Below are 17,984 nucleotides of genomic sequence, written 5' to 3' on the forward strand. Positions count from 1 at the left end.
CCACAAGCGCTAAGCAAAAAGGGAAGGGACTACATTAGCTCAGAGGTGCGCCGTGCACCGGAGTTCCGTAAGCGTCGAAAACGCAGCGGCGAGGAACCGGGCAAAACCGGGAAAGGTCTACCGCTTGCCCGTATTGTTGAGAATCGACCCCATGCTCGTCAGCGTCAGCGACAATTTAGCCCGCCCGGCAGACACGCGAATCGAAGCGCTATTGCTCGGCGGATTCGTCTTCCTGACCTTTGCGCTCGGCATCTCCCCACGCAGCCGTGTCGACTGGCTATTGGAAAATGTCCTGGCGCTGGCGCTGGTATTGACACTGCTCTTGACGCATCGGCGTTTTCGCCTGTCGACACTGTCGCTGGGGATGATCTTCGCGTTCCTGTGCATCCATGAAGTCGGCGCGCATTACACCTATTCCCGCGTGCCCTACGATCAATGGAGCACGCTGTTGACCGGCGTCAGCGTCAACAAAGTCCTGGGCCTGGAGCGCAATCACTATGATCGGTTGGTGCACCTGAGCTATGGATTGCTGCTGGTCTGGCCGATGCGCGAAGTGCTGCTGCGCCTGACACCGTTGCTCGGCGCATGGCTGGCGCTGTTGACCTTGAATGTGGTGCTGGCGACGTCGGCGTTGTACGAATTGATCGAGTGGGTGGGCGGCGCTTATCTGGGCGATGACACCGGCCAGGCTTTCGTCGGTGCGCAGAATGATCCGTGGGATTCGCAGAAGGACATGGCCCTGGCGCTGCTGGGCGCCGGGCTGTCCTTGCTGGTGTTGACGCGCTGGCGTCGCACGCCGCGCTGAGGGATCAGATCACCCCGCAGGCCATGCGATCACCGCCACCGCCCAGTGGCTTGGGCATGTCGGAATGGTTATCGCCGCCGGCGTGAATCATCAGGGCGTGGCCCTTGATCTCTGACAGCTTCTTCAGACGCGGCGCCAGCACCGGATAATTGGCGACACCGTCGGCCGTCACGTACACCGCCGGCAGATCCCCAAGTGCCCATCGGCGTACGGGCCAAGGTGCTTGCCGGTTTTCGCCGGATCGAAGTGTCCGCCAGCGGCCAGCGCCGCGCCTTTGACACCATCCTTCATGCCCGCTTCGCAACTGCCGTTTTCATGAACATGGAAACCATGAATGCCGGCCGGCAACGATTTCAAGTCCGGGGTGAACAGCAGACCGTACGGCGTCTCGCTGACAGTGATCGAGCCGATCGCCTGCGGCGCACCGTCGGCGCTGACCAGATTGATCGCGACTTTCTCCGTTGCCGCCTGTGCGGTGCCGATTGCCAGGGTGCCGAGCAGACCAAACCACAGTGCGCGTTTCATAAGCGTTTCCTTCAGCTGCATGAATGTTCGAGACGCCGGATTGATAGCCTGCCGCGATTAACCGGCGATGAAGGCGTTATCCAGCGGTGCTGCAAGGTGTGACTGGCCCCTCGATGCAAAAGTTTTGCCGGATTCAAGTCGCCGCTGACATCAGCCGATACGCTCTGTGTCGGCAGTTCCCTGTACATAGGCTTAACTGAAATCCGACAAGCGCAATCCAGCGTGCCCACGGGAGATTCCACGGTGTCGATCAAACTGCGTTTGGTGTTGCTGATTGCGACCAGCCTGCTGACGGCGCTGATCGTGAGTCTGGTCAGTTACGTCGGCAATCTGCGGATGGCCACGGCGGTCGGCGATAACACGGTGAGCATGAGCGCGCTGCGCAATCACATGGAAGCCGACATGATGCACGACGCCCTGCGCGCCGATGTCTATTCGGCGATGCTGGTCGGCCTGGGCAAAAGCACTGGAAGTGCGGCTGAGGTGCGCGATTCGCTCACTGAGCACGCCGGGCATTTTCGTGAAGTGCTGGGTGACAACCTGAAGCTGCCGATCAACCCGCAGTTGCGCACGGCGCTGGAGCAGATCAAGCCGAGCCTCGATACCTACATCAAATCCGCCGAGCAGATCGTCGGCGTGGCACTGGAAAATCCGGATGCCGCGCAACAGCAGCTGGGCACGTTCAACAGCGCCTTTACTCAGCTCGAAGAGCAAATGGCGGCGCTCAGCGAGTTGATCGAAACCAACACCCGGCAAACCAGCGAAGGCACCGAAGCGGCCATTCGCAATGCCAATCTCGCCCTCGGCGTCGTGCTGATCGCCAGTCTGCTGTTGCTGCTGGTCCAGGGCCGCTGGGTGATGCGCAGCATCCTCGGGCCGCTGAAGTCTGCCAGCCGCATCGCCGAGAGCATTGCCCATGGCAATCTCAGCGAGCCGATTGTCGAGCCTGGCGGCAAGGACGAAGCCAGCGTCTTGATCCGTACATTGGCGACCATGCAGCGCGACCTGCGCAACATGATCGACGTGGTTCGACGCAACGCCCACGGTGTCAGCGGCATGAGCGAGCAGCTCAGCTACGGCTGCCATCAGGTCGCCGACAGCAGCCAGCAGCAGAGCGTCGCGGCGGGGACCATGGCGGCCGCCGCCAGCCAGATGACTGCCAGCATCGAAGAAATCACCCGCCACGCTGAACGTGCCCTGAGCATGGCCAATCAGGCCGAAAACCTGGCCAAGGAGGGGGCGGGGTGATCCACCAGGTGGTCAGCGATATGGACGACATCGCCCGTTCGGCGCAGCAGTCAGCGCAGGTGATCCGCACGCTGGACCAGGAATCCGAGGCGATCTTTAACATCATTCAGGTGATCAAGAGCATCGCCGACCAGACCAACCTGCTGGCACTCAACGCCGCGATCGAGGCGGCGCGGGCGGGTGAGCAGGGCCGTGGCTTTGCCGTGGTCGCCGATGAAGTGCGCAGTCTGGCCGCACGCACCAGCGCCTCGACCCAAGAAATTGCAGCGATGGTTGCGCGCATTCAGAACAGCACGCGCGAGGCGGTCAGCAGCATGGAGGCGGGCGTGGCGCAGGTTGACAAGGGGATGGCGGTGACGGCGGAAGTCGAGCGGGCGATCCGCGAAATCCTTGATGCCACGCTGAGCACCACGCAACTGGTCAATGACATTACGCGCACGATTGGCGAGCAGAGCATGGCCAGTAACGAAATCGCCCATCAGGTGGAGATGATTGCGGGGATGAGCGAGGGCAATAGCCGGGTGATCGGGCAGACGGCGACGACTACCGATGAATTGTCGAATCTGGCGGGGCAGTTGGCGCGGTCGGTGGATCGGTTTCGGTTGTAGCGGTAAGGTCAGTGGATTTGTGCAGGCCGGGCTGTCGTATTCGCGAGCAAGCTCGCTCCCACATTGGCATGCGTTCTCCTGTGGGAGCGAGCTTGCTCGCGAAGAGGCCAGCCCAGTCAACATCCATTCAGGCCAGATAAATCTCAATCAAAACCTGAACGCCTGTCGCCCAACCAACAACCATTTCCCACCCTGTTTCTGCCAGATCTGAAAATTCTCGATCTCGGTCGGAATCACCTCGGTCCCCTTCAACGCCTGCGCAGAGAAGTGGTGGCGCACCAATGCGGTATCGCCGGACATCGTGATGGTCTGCTTCTGCATCTCCAAAGTCTTGAATGCGCTGCGGCCGGTTTCGATATCGGCGATGAACTCCTGCTTGTCCTGGATCTTGCCGCTGGAGTGGCCGTAGGTCAGGTTCGGCGCGGTTAGAGCGTTCAGTTCGGCGATGTCTTTGTGCAGCATCGCTTGGGTCAGGTGATCAACCGCTTGGGCCACCTCTTTTTCCGCTGGGGCAGGGGCGGCGATGGCGCAGGCACTGAAGGCGCAAAACAAGCCGATGAGAAGGCGGGACTTGGTCATGTTGGTTCCTTTGTTGTTATTGAGATCGAGATGACTGGCGTCTGGTTCGTCAGTCATCGTACAACTTAGCAGGTTATTTTCTGCGTGGACAACGAGCGTTTGGTACTGATTTATCAAGTTGCGATGCGCATCGCGCAAAAAACTTTGCAGGCCAATGCCTGATCGCAGTCATGTTTGCTCGGCGATGGCCGATAAGTCCCTGAGCGGAAAAAGACTTTCAAGTCGGGAACAGACGCCCGAGTTCGCCCTGACGTGATATTCTCCGCGCCAATTTGCTTTGACCTAATTCGGTTGGCCGGCCTTTCGGGCGGGCCGACGGGATCCCTGTCGCTCAAGCAGCTGAAGCCAATAATGATAAGAAGTCAGTTCAGAAGGGACATTAACTGAGGTCGATGCCACATGTCGGCCTTGTGTGCCCACCCGTCAATATTGAAGTGTGCCGATTGCGCGACGCCAGCCTGAGCGTCAGCAAAGCGCAACGCAGACTGATAACAACGACGGGCGGAAGGCGTTTTATCATAGGTGCAACAGATGTTTAAGAAAGTGAACACAGCCTTGCTCGGTCTGGCTTTGGCGATGGGGATGTCGTCCGCCAATGCTGCCGAAGCCAAGAAAGTTGACGTCCTGCTGATCGGCGGCGGCATCATGAGCACCACCCTGGGTGTGTGGATCAATGAGCTGGAACCGACCTGGTCGATGGAAATGGTCGAGCGTCTCGATGGCGTCGCCCTGGAAAGCTCCAACGGCTGGAACAACGCCGGTACCGGTCACTCGGCCCTTGCCGAGCTGAACTACACCCCGGAAGACGACAAGGGCAACGTAACGATCCCGAAAGCTGTCGAGATCAACGAAGCGTTCCAGGTTTCCCGTCAGTTCTGGGCCTGGCAGGTTCAGCAGGGCGTGCTGAAGAATCCTCGCTCGTTCATCAATACCACTCCGCACATGAGCTTCGTGTGGGGCGATGACAACATCAAGTTCCTGAAAAAGCGCTACGAAGCGCTGCAGGCGAGCCCGTTGTTCGCCGGCATGCAGTACTCCGAAGATCCGGCAGTGATCAAGAAGTGGGTACCGCTGATGATGGAAGGGCGCGACCCGAACCAGAAAATCGCGGCCACCTGGAGCCCGCTGGGTACGGACATGAACTTCGGCGAAATCACCCGCCAGTTCGCCGCTCACCTGCAGACCAAGCCTAACTTCGACCTGAAATTGTCGAGCGAAGTCGAAGACATCACCAAGAACGCCGATGGCACTTGGCGTGTCAGCTACAAAAACCTCAAAGACGGTACCAAGACCGAAACCGACGCCAAGTTCGTGTTCATCGGCGCTGGCGGCGGTGCCCTGCACCTGCTGCAGAAGTCGGGCATTCCTGAAGCCAAGGAATACGCAGGCTTCCCGGTTGGTGGCTCGTTCCTGGTGACCGAGAACCCGACGATTGCCGAGCAGCACCTGGCCAAGGCCTACGGTAAAGCTTCGGTTGGCGCGCCACCGATGTCCGTTCCGCACCTGGACACCCGTGTTCTGGATGGCAAGCGCGTCATTCTGTTTGGCCCGTTCGCGACCTTCAGCACCAAGTTCCTCAAGGAAGGTTCGTACTTCGACCTGCTGACCAGCACCACCACCCACAACATCTGGCCAATGACCAAGGTCGGCATCAAGGAATACCCGCTGGTCGAGTACCTTGCCGGTCAGTTGATGCTGTCGGATGAAGACCGTCTGAACGCGCTGAAGGAATACTTCCCGAACGCCAAAGCCGAAGACTGGCGCTTGTGGCAAGCCGGCCAGCGCGTGCAAATCATCAAGCGTGATGAAGCCGCTGGCGGCGTGCTGAAACTGGGCACCGAGATCGTTGCTTCGCAAGACGGCTCGATCGCCGGCCTGCTGGGCGCCTCGCCGGGCGCGTCGACCGCTGCACCGATCATGCTGAGCGTGCTGCAGAAAGTCTTCAAAGACAAAGTCGCATCCCCGGAGTGGCAGACCAAGCTGCACCAGATCGTGCCAAGCTACGGCACACAGCTGAACAGCGATCCGGCCAAAGTGGCTGCCGAGTGGGCTTACACCGCGAAGATCCTCGAACTGCCGACGCCTCCGGTGATCGGTCAGGTAGCTGCTCCGGCGGCACCTGTGGCTGAAAAAGCCGTAGCACCGAAGGAAAGTGCTGCACGTGACATGGCTCTGTAATTAGAACCCTGACACACAAAACCCACTGAACCGGCGACGGTCAGTGGGTTTTTTTATTCGGGGTGGATTCAGGCTTTTGCAGAAGCAAGGTAGGCCCCCAGGCGCCGACCCATTTCTTCGCCCAGTGCCTGCAACCCGCTCAACGGCCGCACCATCACTTCAAACTCGACAATCTTACCGTGCTCATCAAAGCGAATCATGTCGATGCCCTTGAGTTCTTTGCTGCCGACCCTGGCGCTGAATTCGAGGATCACATTCAGGCCATCCGCTGTCGACAACTCGCGGTGATAGGCGAAATCTTCGAAAACTTCGAATACGGTATTGAGGATCATCGCCACCACTGGCGCGCCGGGGTAGGGCGTATGGGCCATGGGCGAGCGGAACACAGCTTGCGGATCGAGCAATTCAGGCAGGGCTTTGAGGTTGCCGCTGCGGATCATCTCGTGCCAGCGCTCAAGGGACGCGGCGACGTTGGGCTGCAAAACGAGGTCGGGCATGGTCACTCCGGTTTTAATTGTTGTCGGTCGGCAATGACTGTAGATCAACCGGGCAGAAAGCGGATCCTCAAGCTGGAGGCTGAATACCGGTTCATGCGCGAAGCGGATCAGATATGTATCTGATCCGTATTTTTCTGTTTCATCTGCCTCTGTATCCAGTACAGCGACAGGCTCAGAATGCCCCGGCAGTGCGGATATTCACCAATCCGTTTCATCCCGAGGCGTTCGGTGCACCGCACACTCAGCATCAAGGAGCGCAACATGTACAAGATGGCGATTTTCCTCGGCGGTTTCCTGACCTTGACCATTCTGATTGGCGTGCTGGCGACGATCTCTCCAGTCTGATCCGCACGCAGCTTTTTCGAACTCTGCCGTTCTCCTGCTTTCAGTTGCAGAACAGGGCCAGCATGCGCCCGTCACTGAAAGTTCGAGGAGTGAAACATGCGTACGACAACCTCGCAGGGACGTTGGGTTCCCGTTGGTTTGATGGTCGCCGCGTTGACCGGTTGCGCGATGAGCAATACCGATTCGCCGGTGCAGACGCCCGGCCAGGCCAAGGCCTCCGACACCGAGATGCTCGAAGTCGGCGCGCAGTGGTTGCAGGACAAACCGCCGATCCGCGCGTTGAACATGTACCTTGATGGCTTTCATTTTTACAACGGCCATCCCGGCGCGCAGATGGAAGCGCACCACTACTGCTCGGCGCTGAACGAGGAAGTCTTCCAGTGCGTGATCTACGACGGCAACACCGCTGAAGCCAAATTGATGGGCGTGGAATACATCATCAGCCAGCGCCTGTTCAGGCAATTGCCGGCGAAGGAAAAAACCCTGTGGCACAGCCACGCCCACGAAGTGACTTCTGGCCAATTGGTTGCGCCGGGCATCCCGCAAGTGGCGGAAACCCGCTTGATGGAAAAACTCGCCAATACCTACGGCAAGACCTGGCACACCTGGCACACCGACCAGGACAAGCAACTCCCGCTGGGCGTGCCGCAGTTGATGATGGGCTTCACCGCTGATGGTCAAGCGGATGCACAAATGGTCCGGCAGCGTGATCAGCGACTGGGCATTGACAGTGCCGAGAAGAAAAAGGCCCGTTCCGAGATCAAACCGGCGCCTGTCGCACCAGGAGCGGATGCGTGGCAGAAGGGCAATGCCGTGCAGCTCAAGGACCCGACCGGCCATCAACACATCATGCCGCGCCCGGCCACCTCTGGCGATGAAAATGCCCGAAGCCGCAGTCAGCCTTAGCCTCTAGCGTTAGCTCATGTGGGAGCGAGCTTGCTCGCGATGGCAATGTGTCAGACACAGATAATTTGCCTGGCCCACCGCTTTCGTGAGCAAGCCCACTCCCACAGAGTTTTTGGTTGTACACAAAAGCCCGACAACCCCACAAATCCCATGTGGGAGCGAGCTTGCTCGCGAAGGCAGTGCGTCAGACACAGCTAAATTACCTGACCCGCCGCTTTCGTGAGCAAGCCCACCCCCACAGGGTTTGCGGGTGTACTCAAATCCGGGCAACACAAAAAATCCCATGTGGGAGCGAGCCTGCTCGCGAATGCAGTGTGTCAGACACAGCTAAATTACCTGACCCACCGCTTTCGTGAGCAAGCCCACTCCCACAGGGTTTTCGGGTGTACTCAAATCCGGGCAACACAAAATCCCATGTGGGAGCGAGCCTGCTCGCGAAGGCGTCTGCTTGATCGCCGCATCCTTCAGCGATTCAACACATCCCCCATCCAGCGCAAATATTCCCCGCGCTCGGAGATCGAATTATGCCCCGATTCCGGCACCACCTTCAGCGTCGCCACCCCCGCGGGAAAATTCTCGAGCAGCCGCTGCGTGCTGCTGCGACCAATCACTTCGTCATCACTGGCCGCAAGCAGTAACGTCGGCACGCGGATATGCGCCGCATACTTGCCCGATTCGAATCGGTCCTTGAGCAACCAGTTCACCGGCACCCACGGGTATTGCCGTTCGGCGATTTCCGCAAGGCTGTTGAACGGCGTTACCAGAATCAGATTCCGCACCGGTCGCTGACTGGCCAGGCGCACCGCCACGCCCGAGCCGAGACTGCGCCCGATGACTGCAATTTGCGGATGGCTGGCATAGACCTGATCGAACAATGCCAGCGCATCTTCGGCAATCGCCGCTTCCGATGGCGAGCCAGTGCTGCCGCCAAAGCCGCGGTAGTGCAGGAAATACAGCGCATAGTCAGGGAACGCCTCAGTGAATTCCGGCAGATTGCGCGAGACGTCCTCGGCATTGCCACCGAAATAGATCAGCGCCCGCGATCCGCTGCGCTCTCGACTGGTCACCCAGACCTCGGCGTCCGGCATCGACAGTTTCATTCGCGAGTGCGCTGTAACCTCGGCGGCAGGCTGGGGAACCAGATCAGCGAACGCTGAAACAAGAAAAGCGCGGCGCACACCAGCAGGTATACGGCAACGATGAAAACGACGAGTGACATCAGGGTTCGGGACATTCGGCTACTTTTAACGGGGAGAAAGGTTGGCTGTGGCAGTGTAGTTCAGCGACTGCGCCTGACAGCCGGCGCACACACGATGCAACAGATCCGCGCAGCAGGAGGAGCCGCATGCGCCACACTGAGGGTTATTCCCGTCGCCGCCTGCTCACGCTGGCTGCCGAGGCTGCGGCGCTGTTTACCATTGATCGGGCGTTGGCCAGCGGCGTGCCACCAACCTTCACTGCGCCGCATATGGCAGGAGACCAGACCATGCAGACCCGCGTCATCCCTTCCAGCTCTGCCGAAGCACTGCCCGTGGTCGGATTGGGCACGTATCGCGGTTTTGACGTCGCGCCCGGTGATCCGGTGTACAGGCAATTGCCCGCCGTGCTCGATGAGCTGTTCAGGAAGGGCGGCACGCTGATCGACAGCTCACCCATGTACGGCCGCGCCGAGCAAACCACTGGTGAACTGCTGTCGATCCACGAACCGCGCTCGCCGGCGTTTCTAGCCACCAAGGTGTGGACGCGCGGGCGCGAGGAGGGCATCGCGCAGATGGAGCAGTCGTTCAGACTGCTGCAAACCGAGCGCATCGACCTGATGCAGATTCACAACCTGCTCGACTGGCAAACCCACTTGCCGACCCTGCGCGAATGGCAGGAGCAGGGGCGGATTCGCTACATCGGCATCACCCATTACACCTCGTCGGCCTATGACGATGTCGAGGCCGTGCTGAAAGCCGAGAAGCTGGATTTTCTGCAAATCAACTACGCTCTGGATGATCGTGCGGTCGAGAAACGCATCCTGCCGCTGTGCCGCGAGCGTGGGGTCGCGGTGATTTGTAATCGGCCGTTTGGCGGCGGTGATTTGCTCGCCCGGCTCAAGGGCAAGCCGCTGCCGGCCTGGGTCTCGGATGTACAGGTCAACAGCTGGCCGCAACTGGCACTGAAATTTCTCCTGGCGCATCCGGCGGTGACCTGTGTGATTCCCGGGACCAGCAATCCGCGCTACATGGCTGACAACGCAGGAGCCGGTTTTGGGCCGATGCTGACCGATGCGCAGCGGCACCAGTTGATTGCGTTGCTGGGCTGATCAGCCTTTAAAATTCGCGAAGCTCTTCTGATTAATTGCAAATTGTTCTAAAAAACTGTCAACCCTGACAGTTGGCTGAGCTGTGCCTGAAGCCAATCATGCGGTTCCAGCCAAACGGCCGAACAGTCATGAATGTGAACCACCAGAGATTTCTTGGTTTGGCAGGCGTCTGCCTGATATTGACGTCCCTCAAGGTAATCGGCGAAACCGCAGAGTATGTGTGCATGGGAAGCCAGAGAGGCCAAATCGCAATCGTGCGGGCAAATTCTTTGTTGGAGGCGAACCAGGTAGCCAAGGCAGCGTGGGGGCTGCCGGCTGCTATAAAAGTGACTCAACTGCGATAGCGCAACGCCTCCAGCAACAACGCAAATGCCGGCGCTGCCTGGCGTCGGCTCGGGTAGTACAGGTGATAACCGGAGAATGCCGGGCACCAGTCCCCAAGCACCTGGATCAGGCGGCCGTCGGCCAGAAATGGCGCAACGACATTTTCCGGGATGTAGCTCAGCCCGAAACCATCCAGCGCGGCGTCGAGCAACGGGTACACGCCATTCAGGGTGACCTGGCCGGAGACGCGAACTTTCAGGCTTTCGCCCTCCTTTTCGAATTCCCAAGCGTACAGTCCGCCATTGGTTGGCAGGCGCAGGTTGTTGCAGGCGTGGTCGGTCAGGTCGCGCGGGGTCTGCGGCGCAGCGCATCGGGCGAAGTAGGCGGGCGAGCCGACCACGGCCATGCGCATGTCGGGACCGATGCGTGTGGCGATCATCCCCTGCGCGACGTCTTCGCCCAGGCGCACGCCGGCATCGAAGCCCTGGCCGGCGATGTCGACGAAGCCGTAATCGCAGCAGACCTCGACGGCGACGTCCGGGTACTGCGGCAGGAATGTCTGCAACACCGGACGCAGGATCCAGTTCAGCGAGTGGTCGGTGGCGCTGATGCGGATCTTCCCCGCCGGGGTCTCGCGCAGGTTGCTGAGGGCGGCCAGTTCCACCTCGATTTCTTCGAAGCGCGGGCCGATGGTTTGCAGCAGGTGTTCGCCGGCCTCGGTCGGCGACACGCTGCGCGTGGTGCGGGTCAGCAGGCGTAGGCCGAGTCGCGCCTCGAGGCTGCGAATGGTGTGGCTGAGCGCCGATTGCGAAACGCCGAGTTTCGCCGCGGCCTTGGTGAAACTGCGCTCACGGGCAACGGCGAGAAAGGCGAGCAGGTCGGTGGCGTTTTCGCGAAGCATTGATGATCGTCCTGCATAAGTTTTTTCGGATTCTAGTCGATTATCCAATGAGTGCGATTCGCTAGAGTGGGTGCATTATTTATCCGGAGGAACCGCCATGAACCCGATCGCTGCATCTGCACTGACGCTCTCGCTGCTGGCCGGTGAGGTGCAAGCCACTGAAAACCCACGCGTCACCGTCACGCCAAATGGCTCGCAACCATCGGCCAAAGGGCCGGCTGACTGGTTTACCGGCACGGTGCGCGTGGATGCGCCGTTCAAAGGTACCGACGATGCGCGGGTCAGCGGCGCGACCGTGACGTTCGAGCCGGGTGCGAGGACGGCATGGCATACCCATCCGTTGGGGCAGACGTTGATCGTGACTTCGGGGGCTGGGTTCGTACAGGAATGGGGACAGCCGGTTCGTGAAATCCGCCCGGGCGATACCGTATGGATTGCCCCGGGCGCCAAGCATTGGCACGGAGCGGCGCCGACAACGGCGATGAGTCATATCGCGATTGCCGAAGTGCTGGATGGCAAGGTGGTGGACTGGATGGAGCAGGTCAGTGATGAGCAATACCCGCGTTAAGCAAAACACCCTGTAGGCGCTGTCGAGTGCAACGAGGCTGCGATCTTTTGATCTTGCTTTGGAGATCAGAAGATCACAGCCTGCGGCAGTTCCTACAGGGGTGTTTTAACGTCGACGTTTCTTCAGATCATCTCCGGCAACGAATCCAGAATCTTGTCCAGCGTAATCGGATACTCCCGCACCCTTGCGCCGGTGGCGTTGTAGATCGCGTTCGCCACCGCTGCACTCACGCCGCAAATCCCCAATTCACCCACGCCCTTGGCCTTCATCGGCGAAGAAATCGGGTCGGTTTCTTCGAGGAAGATCACTTCCTGATGCGGAATGTCGGCGTGCACCGGCACCTCGTACCCGGCCAGGTCATGGTTGACGAAAAAGCCCAGGCGCTTGTCCACCGCCAGCTCTTCCATCAATGCCGCGCCGACACCCATGGTCATTGCGCCGATCACCTGACTGCGCGCCGACGTCGGGTTGAGAATTCGCCCCGCCGCGCACACCGCGAGCATGCGCCGCACGCGGACTTCGCCAGTGGCGGCATCGACGGCGACTTCGGCGAAATGCGCGCCGAACGTCGACTGTTGATACTTCTCGGCCAGATCGCCGAATTCGATGCTGTCCTCGCCGACCAGCGCGCCGCCTTCAGCCGCATTGCGCAGCGGCAGGGTCTTGCTGCCGACGCGGACCTGGCCATCGACAAACTCAGCCTGATCCGCCGCCAGCCCGAGCTTGGCCGCCACCGCTTCGCGCAGTTTCACGCAGGCGGCGTAGACACCGGCGGTCGAACAGTTGCCGCCGAATTGGCCTCCGGAACCGGACGAAACAGGGAAGTCCGAATCGCCCAGACGCACCACGACATCCTTGAGGCCGACGCCCATCATCTCGGCAGCGGTCTGCGCGATGATCGTATAGCTGCCGGTACCGATGTCGGTCATGTCCGTTTCGACAACCACCTTGCCGTCGCGCTCCAGGCGTACGCGGGCGCCGGACTTGACCAGCAGGTTGTTGCGAAACGCCGCCGCCACGCCCATGCCGATCAGCCAGCGGCCCTCACGGCGTGTGCCCGGCTGCGCCTTGCGCTGATCCCAACCGAATTTCTCGGCGCCGATCTGCAGGCATTTGACCAGTTGACGCTGAGAAAATGGCCGCCCGGTTTTCACCGGGTCGACTTGAGTGTCGTTGACAATGCGGAACAGCACCGGGTCCATCTTCAGCTGTTCGGCCATTTCGTCCATGGCGATTTCCAGCACCATCAGCCCCGGCGCTTCACCCGGTGCGCGCATGGAGTTGCCTTCGGGCAGGTCAAGCGGGGCCAGGCGCATGCTGACGCGGCGGTTTTCGGCGGCGTACAGCAATTGACTGGGTTGCGCGGCGAGTTCGACCTTGCCGTCGGCGAGGTTGCCAGACCAGCCTTCGTGGGCGATGGCGGTCAGCTTGCCATCGGCCGTGGCGCCCATTCGGATGCGCTGAATCGTCGCCGGGCGATGGGTGGTGTTGTTGGCCATCTGCGGGCGGGCGAGGGCGACTTTCACCGGCCGTCCAGCCATGCGCGCGCCGAGAGCGGCAAGGATCACGTCGGCGCGGATGAACAGTTTGCCGCCGAAGCCACCGCCGATGTATGGCGAGACCAAACGGACTTTTTCCTTCGGCAGGCCGAGGGTTTTCGCAATGTCACCGACACTCCAGGCGACCATCTGGTTCGAGGTCCAAACGGTCAGTTGATCGCCTTTCCAAGCGGCCAATGTGGCGTGCGGTTCCATCATCGCGTGGGACTGGTCCGGCGTGGTGTAGGTCTGATCGAACTGCACCGGTGCAGCGGCGAAAGCGTTGTCGAAGTCACCGTGATTGACGTCCGGCAGCTCGTCTTTCGGCTCGACGCCGAGGTCTTTGACGCTGGCCAGATCAAACTTGCCCTCAATGGTTTCGTAATCGACCTTGACCAATTGCGCAGCGGCGCGGGCCTGTTCGAAGGTCTCGGCAACCACCAGTGCAACGGCTTGCTGGTAATGCTGCACTTCTGGACCGGCGAGCAGATGCGCGGCGTTGTAATCACCTTTATCGAGCTTGCCGGCATTCTCGGCAGTGACGATGGCGAGTACGCCGGGCGCGGCTTTGGCTTCGTCGAGATGAATGGCTTTGATCCGCCCTTTGGCGATTGCCGAATCGACCATGAAACCGTAGGCCTGATTGGCTGCCGCTTCATGTTGTTCATAGGCGTAAGTGGCCTGGCCGCTGGTTTTCAACGGGCCTTCAATGCGCGCGGTGGGCTGGCCGACGACCTTCAGGCGGTCGATGGGATTGGTGGTGGCGGGCGTGTCGAATTTCATGCGGTTTCCTCGCTTGCGCCAACACCGAAGCCAGCGTGCGCTCGACCAGTGTCAGTTTGAATTGGTTGTCCTCGGTGGGCGTCGCGCCTTCAAGCAGGCGTTCGCTGACTGCTTTGGCACCCTTGGGCAGCAGCGCTTCAGCGGCTTCGACCCGCCACGGTTTCGGCGCAATGCCGCCCACGGCGACGCGGCCGGTGCCGTCCTTTTGCAGGATCAAACCGACCGAGACCAGAGCAAACGCATAAGACGAGCGATCGCGAACCTTGTGATAAATGTGCGTACCGCCGACCGGTGCGGGCAGGGTCACGGCGGTGATGAACTCGCCGGGCGTCAGGCTGGTTTCGATGTGCGGCGTGTTGCCTGGCAACTGATGGAAATCGGCCATTGGGATGCTGCGGGTGCTGCCGTCAGGCTTTACTGTTTCGATCTGCGCATCCAGCGCGCGCATGGCGATGGCCATGTCGCTCGGGTGGGTGGCGATGCAAGCGTTGCTGACGCCGATGATCCCCAGCTGCCGGGTGACGCCGCCGATCGCCGCGCAACCGCTGCCGGGGTTGCGTTTGTTGCAGGCCTGGTGGGTGTCGTAAAAGTAGGGGCAACGGGTGCGTTGCAGCAGGTTGCCAGCGGTGGTCGCCATGTTGCGCAGCTGCCCGGAAGCCCCGGCGAGCAAGGCGCGGGAGAGCAGGGCGTAGTCCTTGCGCACCCGCGCGTCGGCGGCCAGATCGGTGTTGCGCACCAGCGCGCCGATGCGTAATCCCCTTCGGGCGTGGCTTCGATCTGGTCCAGGCCGAGGTGGTTGATGTCGATCAGGTGCACCGGGGTTTCGATGTCGAGTTTCATCAGGTCGAGCAGGTTGGTGCCGCCGGCGATGAACTTGGCACCCTCGACTTGCGCAGCCTGGGAAGCGGCTGCCGCCGGCGAGTCGGCGCGGCTGTAATTGAAGGCTCTCATGCCGGCACCTCCGCGACTTCAGTGATGGCTTCGATGATGTTCGAGTAAGCGCCACAGCGGCAGATGTTGCCGCTCATGCGCTCCTGCAGTTCGGCGGCGATCAGCTTCGGCGGCTCGGTCAGGCTCGGGCTGACGTGGCTGGGAATGCCGTCGCGGATTTCCTTGAGCACAGCGACCGCCGAGCAGATCTGCCCCGGCGTGCAGTAGCCGCACTGATAGCCGTCGTGCTTGATAAACGCGGCCTGCATCGGGTGCAGCTTGTCCGGCATGCCGAGGCCTTCGATGGTGGTCACCTCACTGCCCGCGTGCATCACCGCCAGGGTCAGGCAGGAGTTGATCCGCCGACCATCGGCGATCACCGTGCAGGCGCCGCACTGGCCGTGGTCGCAGCCTTTTTGGTGCCGGTCAGGTGCAGGTGTTCGCGCAGGGCGTCGAGCAGGGTGGTGCGGGTGTCGACTTCGAGGGTTTGTGGTTTGCCGTTGACTTGCAGGGTTACTTGACTCATGGCCGGTTGCTCCAGACTGGCCGCGTAGGCCTTGAGGCTGATAAAGGGGGCATGGCGAACGCCGTCGCGGTTACGGCGCCGAGGATCATGAAATTGCGTCGGGAAATCGGCATGGTTCGATTCCTTGTCTCTCATCGGGCGGCAGGATTGCAAAAGGCCCAAACGGGCGCGCCGGCATGCATGCCAGTCTCGTAAAAGGAGTGACCGCAGCGGGAGGGAAAAGGTTTTGTCAGATTTGCGCTAAAGAGTTATGTGCTGGGCTCATCAATCCGCAGATCACACAAAAAACCTGTAGGAGTGAGCCTGCTCGCGATAGCGGTGTGTCAGTTGATACTGATTCGACTGACACACCGCTATCGCTGGCAAGCCAGCTCCCACAGGGTTCCGAGTTGTTAATCCAATTGCATTCACAACATCAAAACCTGTGGGGGCTGGCTTGCCAGCGATGAGGCCGACGCGTTCACTCTGAATCTAATGCCCACCTACAACCATCGAGGTAAACGGTGCGACATACGCCTGCAACGTCACCAGCCCGCCGACCAGGATCGCCAGTACGATCGAGTGGAAGAACACGTAACGCAGGATCTCGCCCTCATGCCCGTACCAGCGGGTCGCGGTGGAGGCGACGACGATCGACTGCGCATCGACCATCTTGCCCATCACGCCACCGGAACTGTTCGCCGCCGCCATCAGCACCGGACTGATACCCAGCTGTTCCGAGGTCACTCGTTGCAGGCCGCCAAACAGCACGTTCGAAGCGGTGTCCGAGCCGGTCAGCGCCACCCCCAGCCAGCCGAGCAGGGTGCCAAACATGGGGTAGAAAATCCCCGTCGCCGCGAAGGCCAGGCCCATGGTCGCATCGAGCCCCGAATAGCGCGTGAGGAAGCCCAGCGCGAGCATCGCTGCAATGGTGATCAACGAAAACCGCACCACCCACAACGTGCGCAGGTATTGCTTGATCAGCTGCGGGATCGAATAACCCATCAGCAAACCGCCGACAATCGCTGCCAACAAGATTCCGCTGCCGGTCGCGGTGAGCCAGGTGAACTTGTAAATCGCTTCCTCGGCTTTCGGCGCCGCGACTACCGGCGGCACTTTCTCGATCTGCAGATGCAGGGTGGTGAAGGTCACCGCCGGGGCGAAGATCGGATTGGCCTCGCGCACCGGTTTGCCCTGCGCATCGACTTTGGCCGACTGCGTGACCGGATCAATCACCGGGCGCGTATCGAACATGTTCTTGAAGCCCTGCGTGCCCCAGGCAAACACGAACACCGTGAGAATGATCCACGGCATCCACGCACGCATCACGGCCGGGCGCGCCTGATCGCTGAACGCGGCGCTGGCGGTGACTTTTTCTTCCTCGACCCTGGAGTTGTCGACGCGACCGGACAGCGCTGCTGAAGTATGGATGGTTGCCGGTTTCCACACCTTGAGGAACAGCGTCAGACAGGCCATGGAAATCAGCGCGGCGATCACGTCCACCAGCATCGGCCCGTGGTAGTTCGACACGAGGAATTGCGGAATAGCGAAACTCACCCCGGCCACCAGAATCGCCGGCCACACCTCGAGCATCTTGCGCCACCCGGCAAACGCCCAGATCAACCAGAACGGCACCAGCACCGAGAAAAACGGCAGCTGCCGGCCGACCATCATCGACAGTTCCATTTCGTCCAGCCCGGTGACTTTGGCCAGGGTGATGATCGGCGTGCCCAGGGCGCCGAAAGCCACGGGTGCGGTGTTGGCGATCAGCGCCAGGCCCGATGCGGCCAGCGGCGAAAACCCAGGCCGATCAGGATCGCGCCGGTCACCGCTACTGGCGTACCGAACCCCGCCGCGCCTTCGAAGAACGCACCAAAGCAGAAGGCGATCAGCAGCAGTTGCAAACGCCGGTCATCGGTAATGCGCGCGAGGGAATCCTGCAGCACTTTGAACGAACCATTCTCGGTGGTCAGGCGATGCAGAAAGATGATGTTGAGGACGATCCAGCCGATCGGCAGCAAACCGTTCGCCGCGCCGAACAACGCCGCCGAACCCGCCATGCCCGCTGGCATGTCGAAGGCGAAAATCGAGATCAGCAGGGCGGACGCGAGCGCCAGCAACGCCGCCAGATGCGCCTTGACGTGAAAGAACGCCAGCGCCGCGAGCATTACCACCACCGGCACCGCAGCCATCAGCGTGGAAAGCACCGGATTGCCGAACGGGTCATAGATTTGCTGCCAGACCATGGTCCACCTCTGCTTGTTGTTATTTGAGGGTGCAGATCCATTGCATGGGGTTGGTTGCAAGCAGTATAGGTGGCATTACGCCGCTGTTCGGGCGTAGCGAACGGGCCGACCAACGGTCGATAGTGGCCACTGAATCAACAGGCTTTTGCCCGGTCGTATCTGCGGCTGCGCGCACGGCGTCCTGAAGACG

The 17,984-nt window shown here is 60.7% G+C and carries 9 protein-coding genes and 6 pseudogenes; 6 read left to right on the top strand and 9 right to left on the bottom strand.

Going from position 1 to position 17,984, the window contains the following annotated elements; all coding sequences use genetic code 11:
• Nucleotides 1-151: 151 nt before the first annotated feature.
• Complete coding sequence (locus LJU32_14880) at nucleotides 152-805, top strand: DUF2238 domain-containing protein (protein WKV87114.1); 654 nt, start codon at nucleotides 152-154, stop codon at nucleotides 803-805.
• A gap of 4 nt (nucleotides 806-809) precedes the next feature.
• On the opposite strand, the pseudogene LJU32_14885 reads toward LJU32_14880, so the two are convergent.
• A pseudogene (locus LJU32_14885) lies at nucleotides 810-1,330 on the bottom strand (superoxide dismutase family protein).
• A gap of 243 nt (nucleotides 1,331-1,573) precedes the next feature.
• On the opposite strand from LJU32_14885, the pseudogene LJU32_14890 reads away from it, so the two are divergent.
• Nucleotides 1,574-3,186, top strand: a pseudogene (locus LJU32_14890) (methyl-accepting chemotaxis protein).
• Between the two features lie 147 nt (nucleotides 3,187-3,333).
• Here the strand turns inward: LJU32_14890 and LJU32_14895 are convergent.
• Nucleotides 3,334-3,765, bottom strand: coding sequence for a nuclear transport factor 2 family protein (locus LJU32_14895; protein ID WKV91102.1), 432 nt, complete (start codon nucleotides 3,763-3,765; stop codon nucleotides 3,334-3,336).
• Nucleotides 3,766-4,296: 531 nt separating this feature from the next.
• Between LJU32_14895 and mqo the strand changes: the two genes are divergently transcribed.
• Complete coding sequence (mqo, locus tag LJU32_14900; protein ID WKV87115.1) at nucleotides 4,297-5,943, top strand: malate dehydrogenase (quinone); 1,647 nt, start codon at nucleotides 4,297-4,299, stop codon at nucleotides 5,941-5,943.
• 68 nt (nucleotides 5,944-6,011) lie between these two features.
• On the opposite strand, the gene LJU32_14905 is transcribed toward mqo, so the two are convergent.
• Nucleotides 6,012-6,440 carry a nuclear transport factor 2 family protein gene (locus LJU32_14905; protein ID WKV87116.1) on the bottom strand — a complete coding sequence of 143 codons (429 nt, stop codon included), beginning with the start codon at nucleotides 6,438-6,440 and terminating at the stop codon, nucleotides 6,012-6,014.
• Nucleotides 6,441-6,926: 486 nt separating this feature from the next.
• Between LJU32_14905 and LJU32_14910 the strand changes: the two genes are divergently transcribed.
• A complete protein-coding gene (locus LJU32_14910) occupies nucleotides 6,927-7,691 on the top strand; it encodes an OBAP family protein (protein WKV91103.1) in 765 nt (254 codons plus the stop codon).
• Between the two features lie 464 nt (nucleotides 7,692-8,155).
• Here LJU32_14910 and LJU32_14915 read toward each other — a convergent pair.
• A pseudogene (locus LJU32_14915) lies at nucleotides 8,156-8,925 on the bottom strand (alpha/beta hydrolase).
• A 111-nt stretch (nucleotides 8,926-9,036) separates the two neighbouring features.
• Between LJU32_14915 and LJU32_14920 the strand changes: the two are divergent.
• Complete coding sequence (locus LJU32_14920) at nucleotides 9,037-9,999, top strand: aldo/keto reductase (GenBank protein WKV87117.1); 963 nt, start codon at nucleotides 9,037-9,039, stop codon at nucleotides 9,997-9,999.
• A gap of 331 nt (nucleotides 10,000-10,330) precedes the next feature.
• Here the strand turns inward: LJU32_14920 and LJU32_14925 are convergent, their stop codons facing one another.
• Nucleotides 10,331-11,224, bottom strand: a complete 894-nt coding sequence (locus LJU32_14925) for a LysR family transcriptional regulator (GenBank protein ID WKV87118.1) — start codon at nucleotides 11,222-11,224, stop codon at nucleotides 10,331-10,333.
• A gap of 97 nt (nucleotides 11,225-11,321) precedes the next feature.
• Here LJU32_14925 and LJU32_14930 point away from each other — a divergent pair, with 97 nt between their 5' ends.
• Nucleotides 11,322-11,792: a cupin domain-containing protein gene (locus LJU32_14930; protein WKV87119.1), complete on the top strand. Its 471-nt coding sequence runs from the start codon at nucleotides 11,322-11,324 to the stop codon at nucleotides 11,790-11,792.
• Nucleotides 11,793-11,914: 122 nt separating this feature from the next.
• On the opposite strand, the gene LJU32_14935 is transcribed toward LJU32_14930, so the two are convergent.
• From LJU32_14935 to LJU32_14950, 4 genes and pseudogenes are all read right to left on the bottom strand, one after another.
• Nucleotides 11,915-14,113, bottom strand: coding sequence for a xanthine dehydrogenase family protein molybdopterin-binding subunit (locus LJU32_14935; GenBank protein WKV87120.1), 2,199 nt, complete (start codon nucleotides 14,111-14,113; stop codon nucleotides 11,915-11,917).
• Nucleotides 14,037-15,064 (bottom strand): annotated as a pseudogene (locus LJU32_14940) (xanthine dehydrogenase family protein subunit M). The gene LJU32_14935 and the pseudogene LJU32_14940 overlap by 77 nt, the downstream one beginning before the upstream one ends.
• A pseudogene (paoA, locus tag LJU32_14945) lies at nucleotides 15,061-15,682 on the bottom strand (aldehyde dehydrogenase iron-sulfur subunit). The pseudogenes LJU32_14940 and paoA overlap by 4 nt, the downstream one beginning before the upstream one ends.
• A gap of 358 nt (nucleotides 15,683-16,040) precedes the next feature.
• Nucleotides 16,041-17,794: pseudogene (locus LJU32_14950) on the bottom strand (L-lactate permease).
• Nucleotides 17,795-17,984 lie beyond the last annotated feature (190 nt).

Origin of the sequence: Pseudomonas sp. B21_DOA (assembly GCA_030544685.1) — a bacterium.
Classification (GTDB): domain Bacteria; phylum Pseudomonadota; class Gammaproteobacteria; order Pseudomonadales; family Pseudomonadaceae; genus Aquipseudomonas; species Aquipseudomonas fluorescens_AO.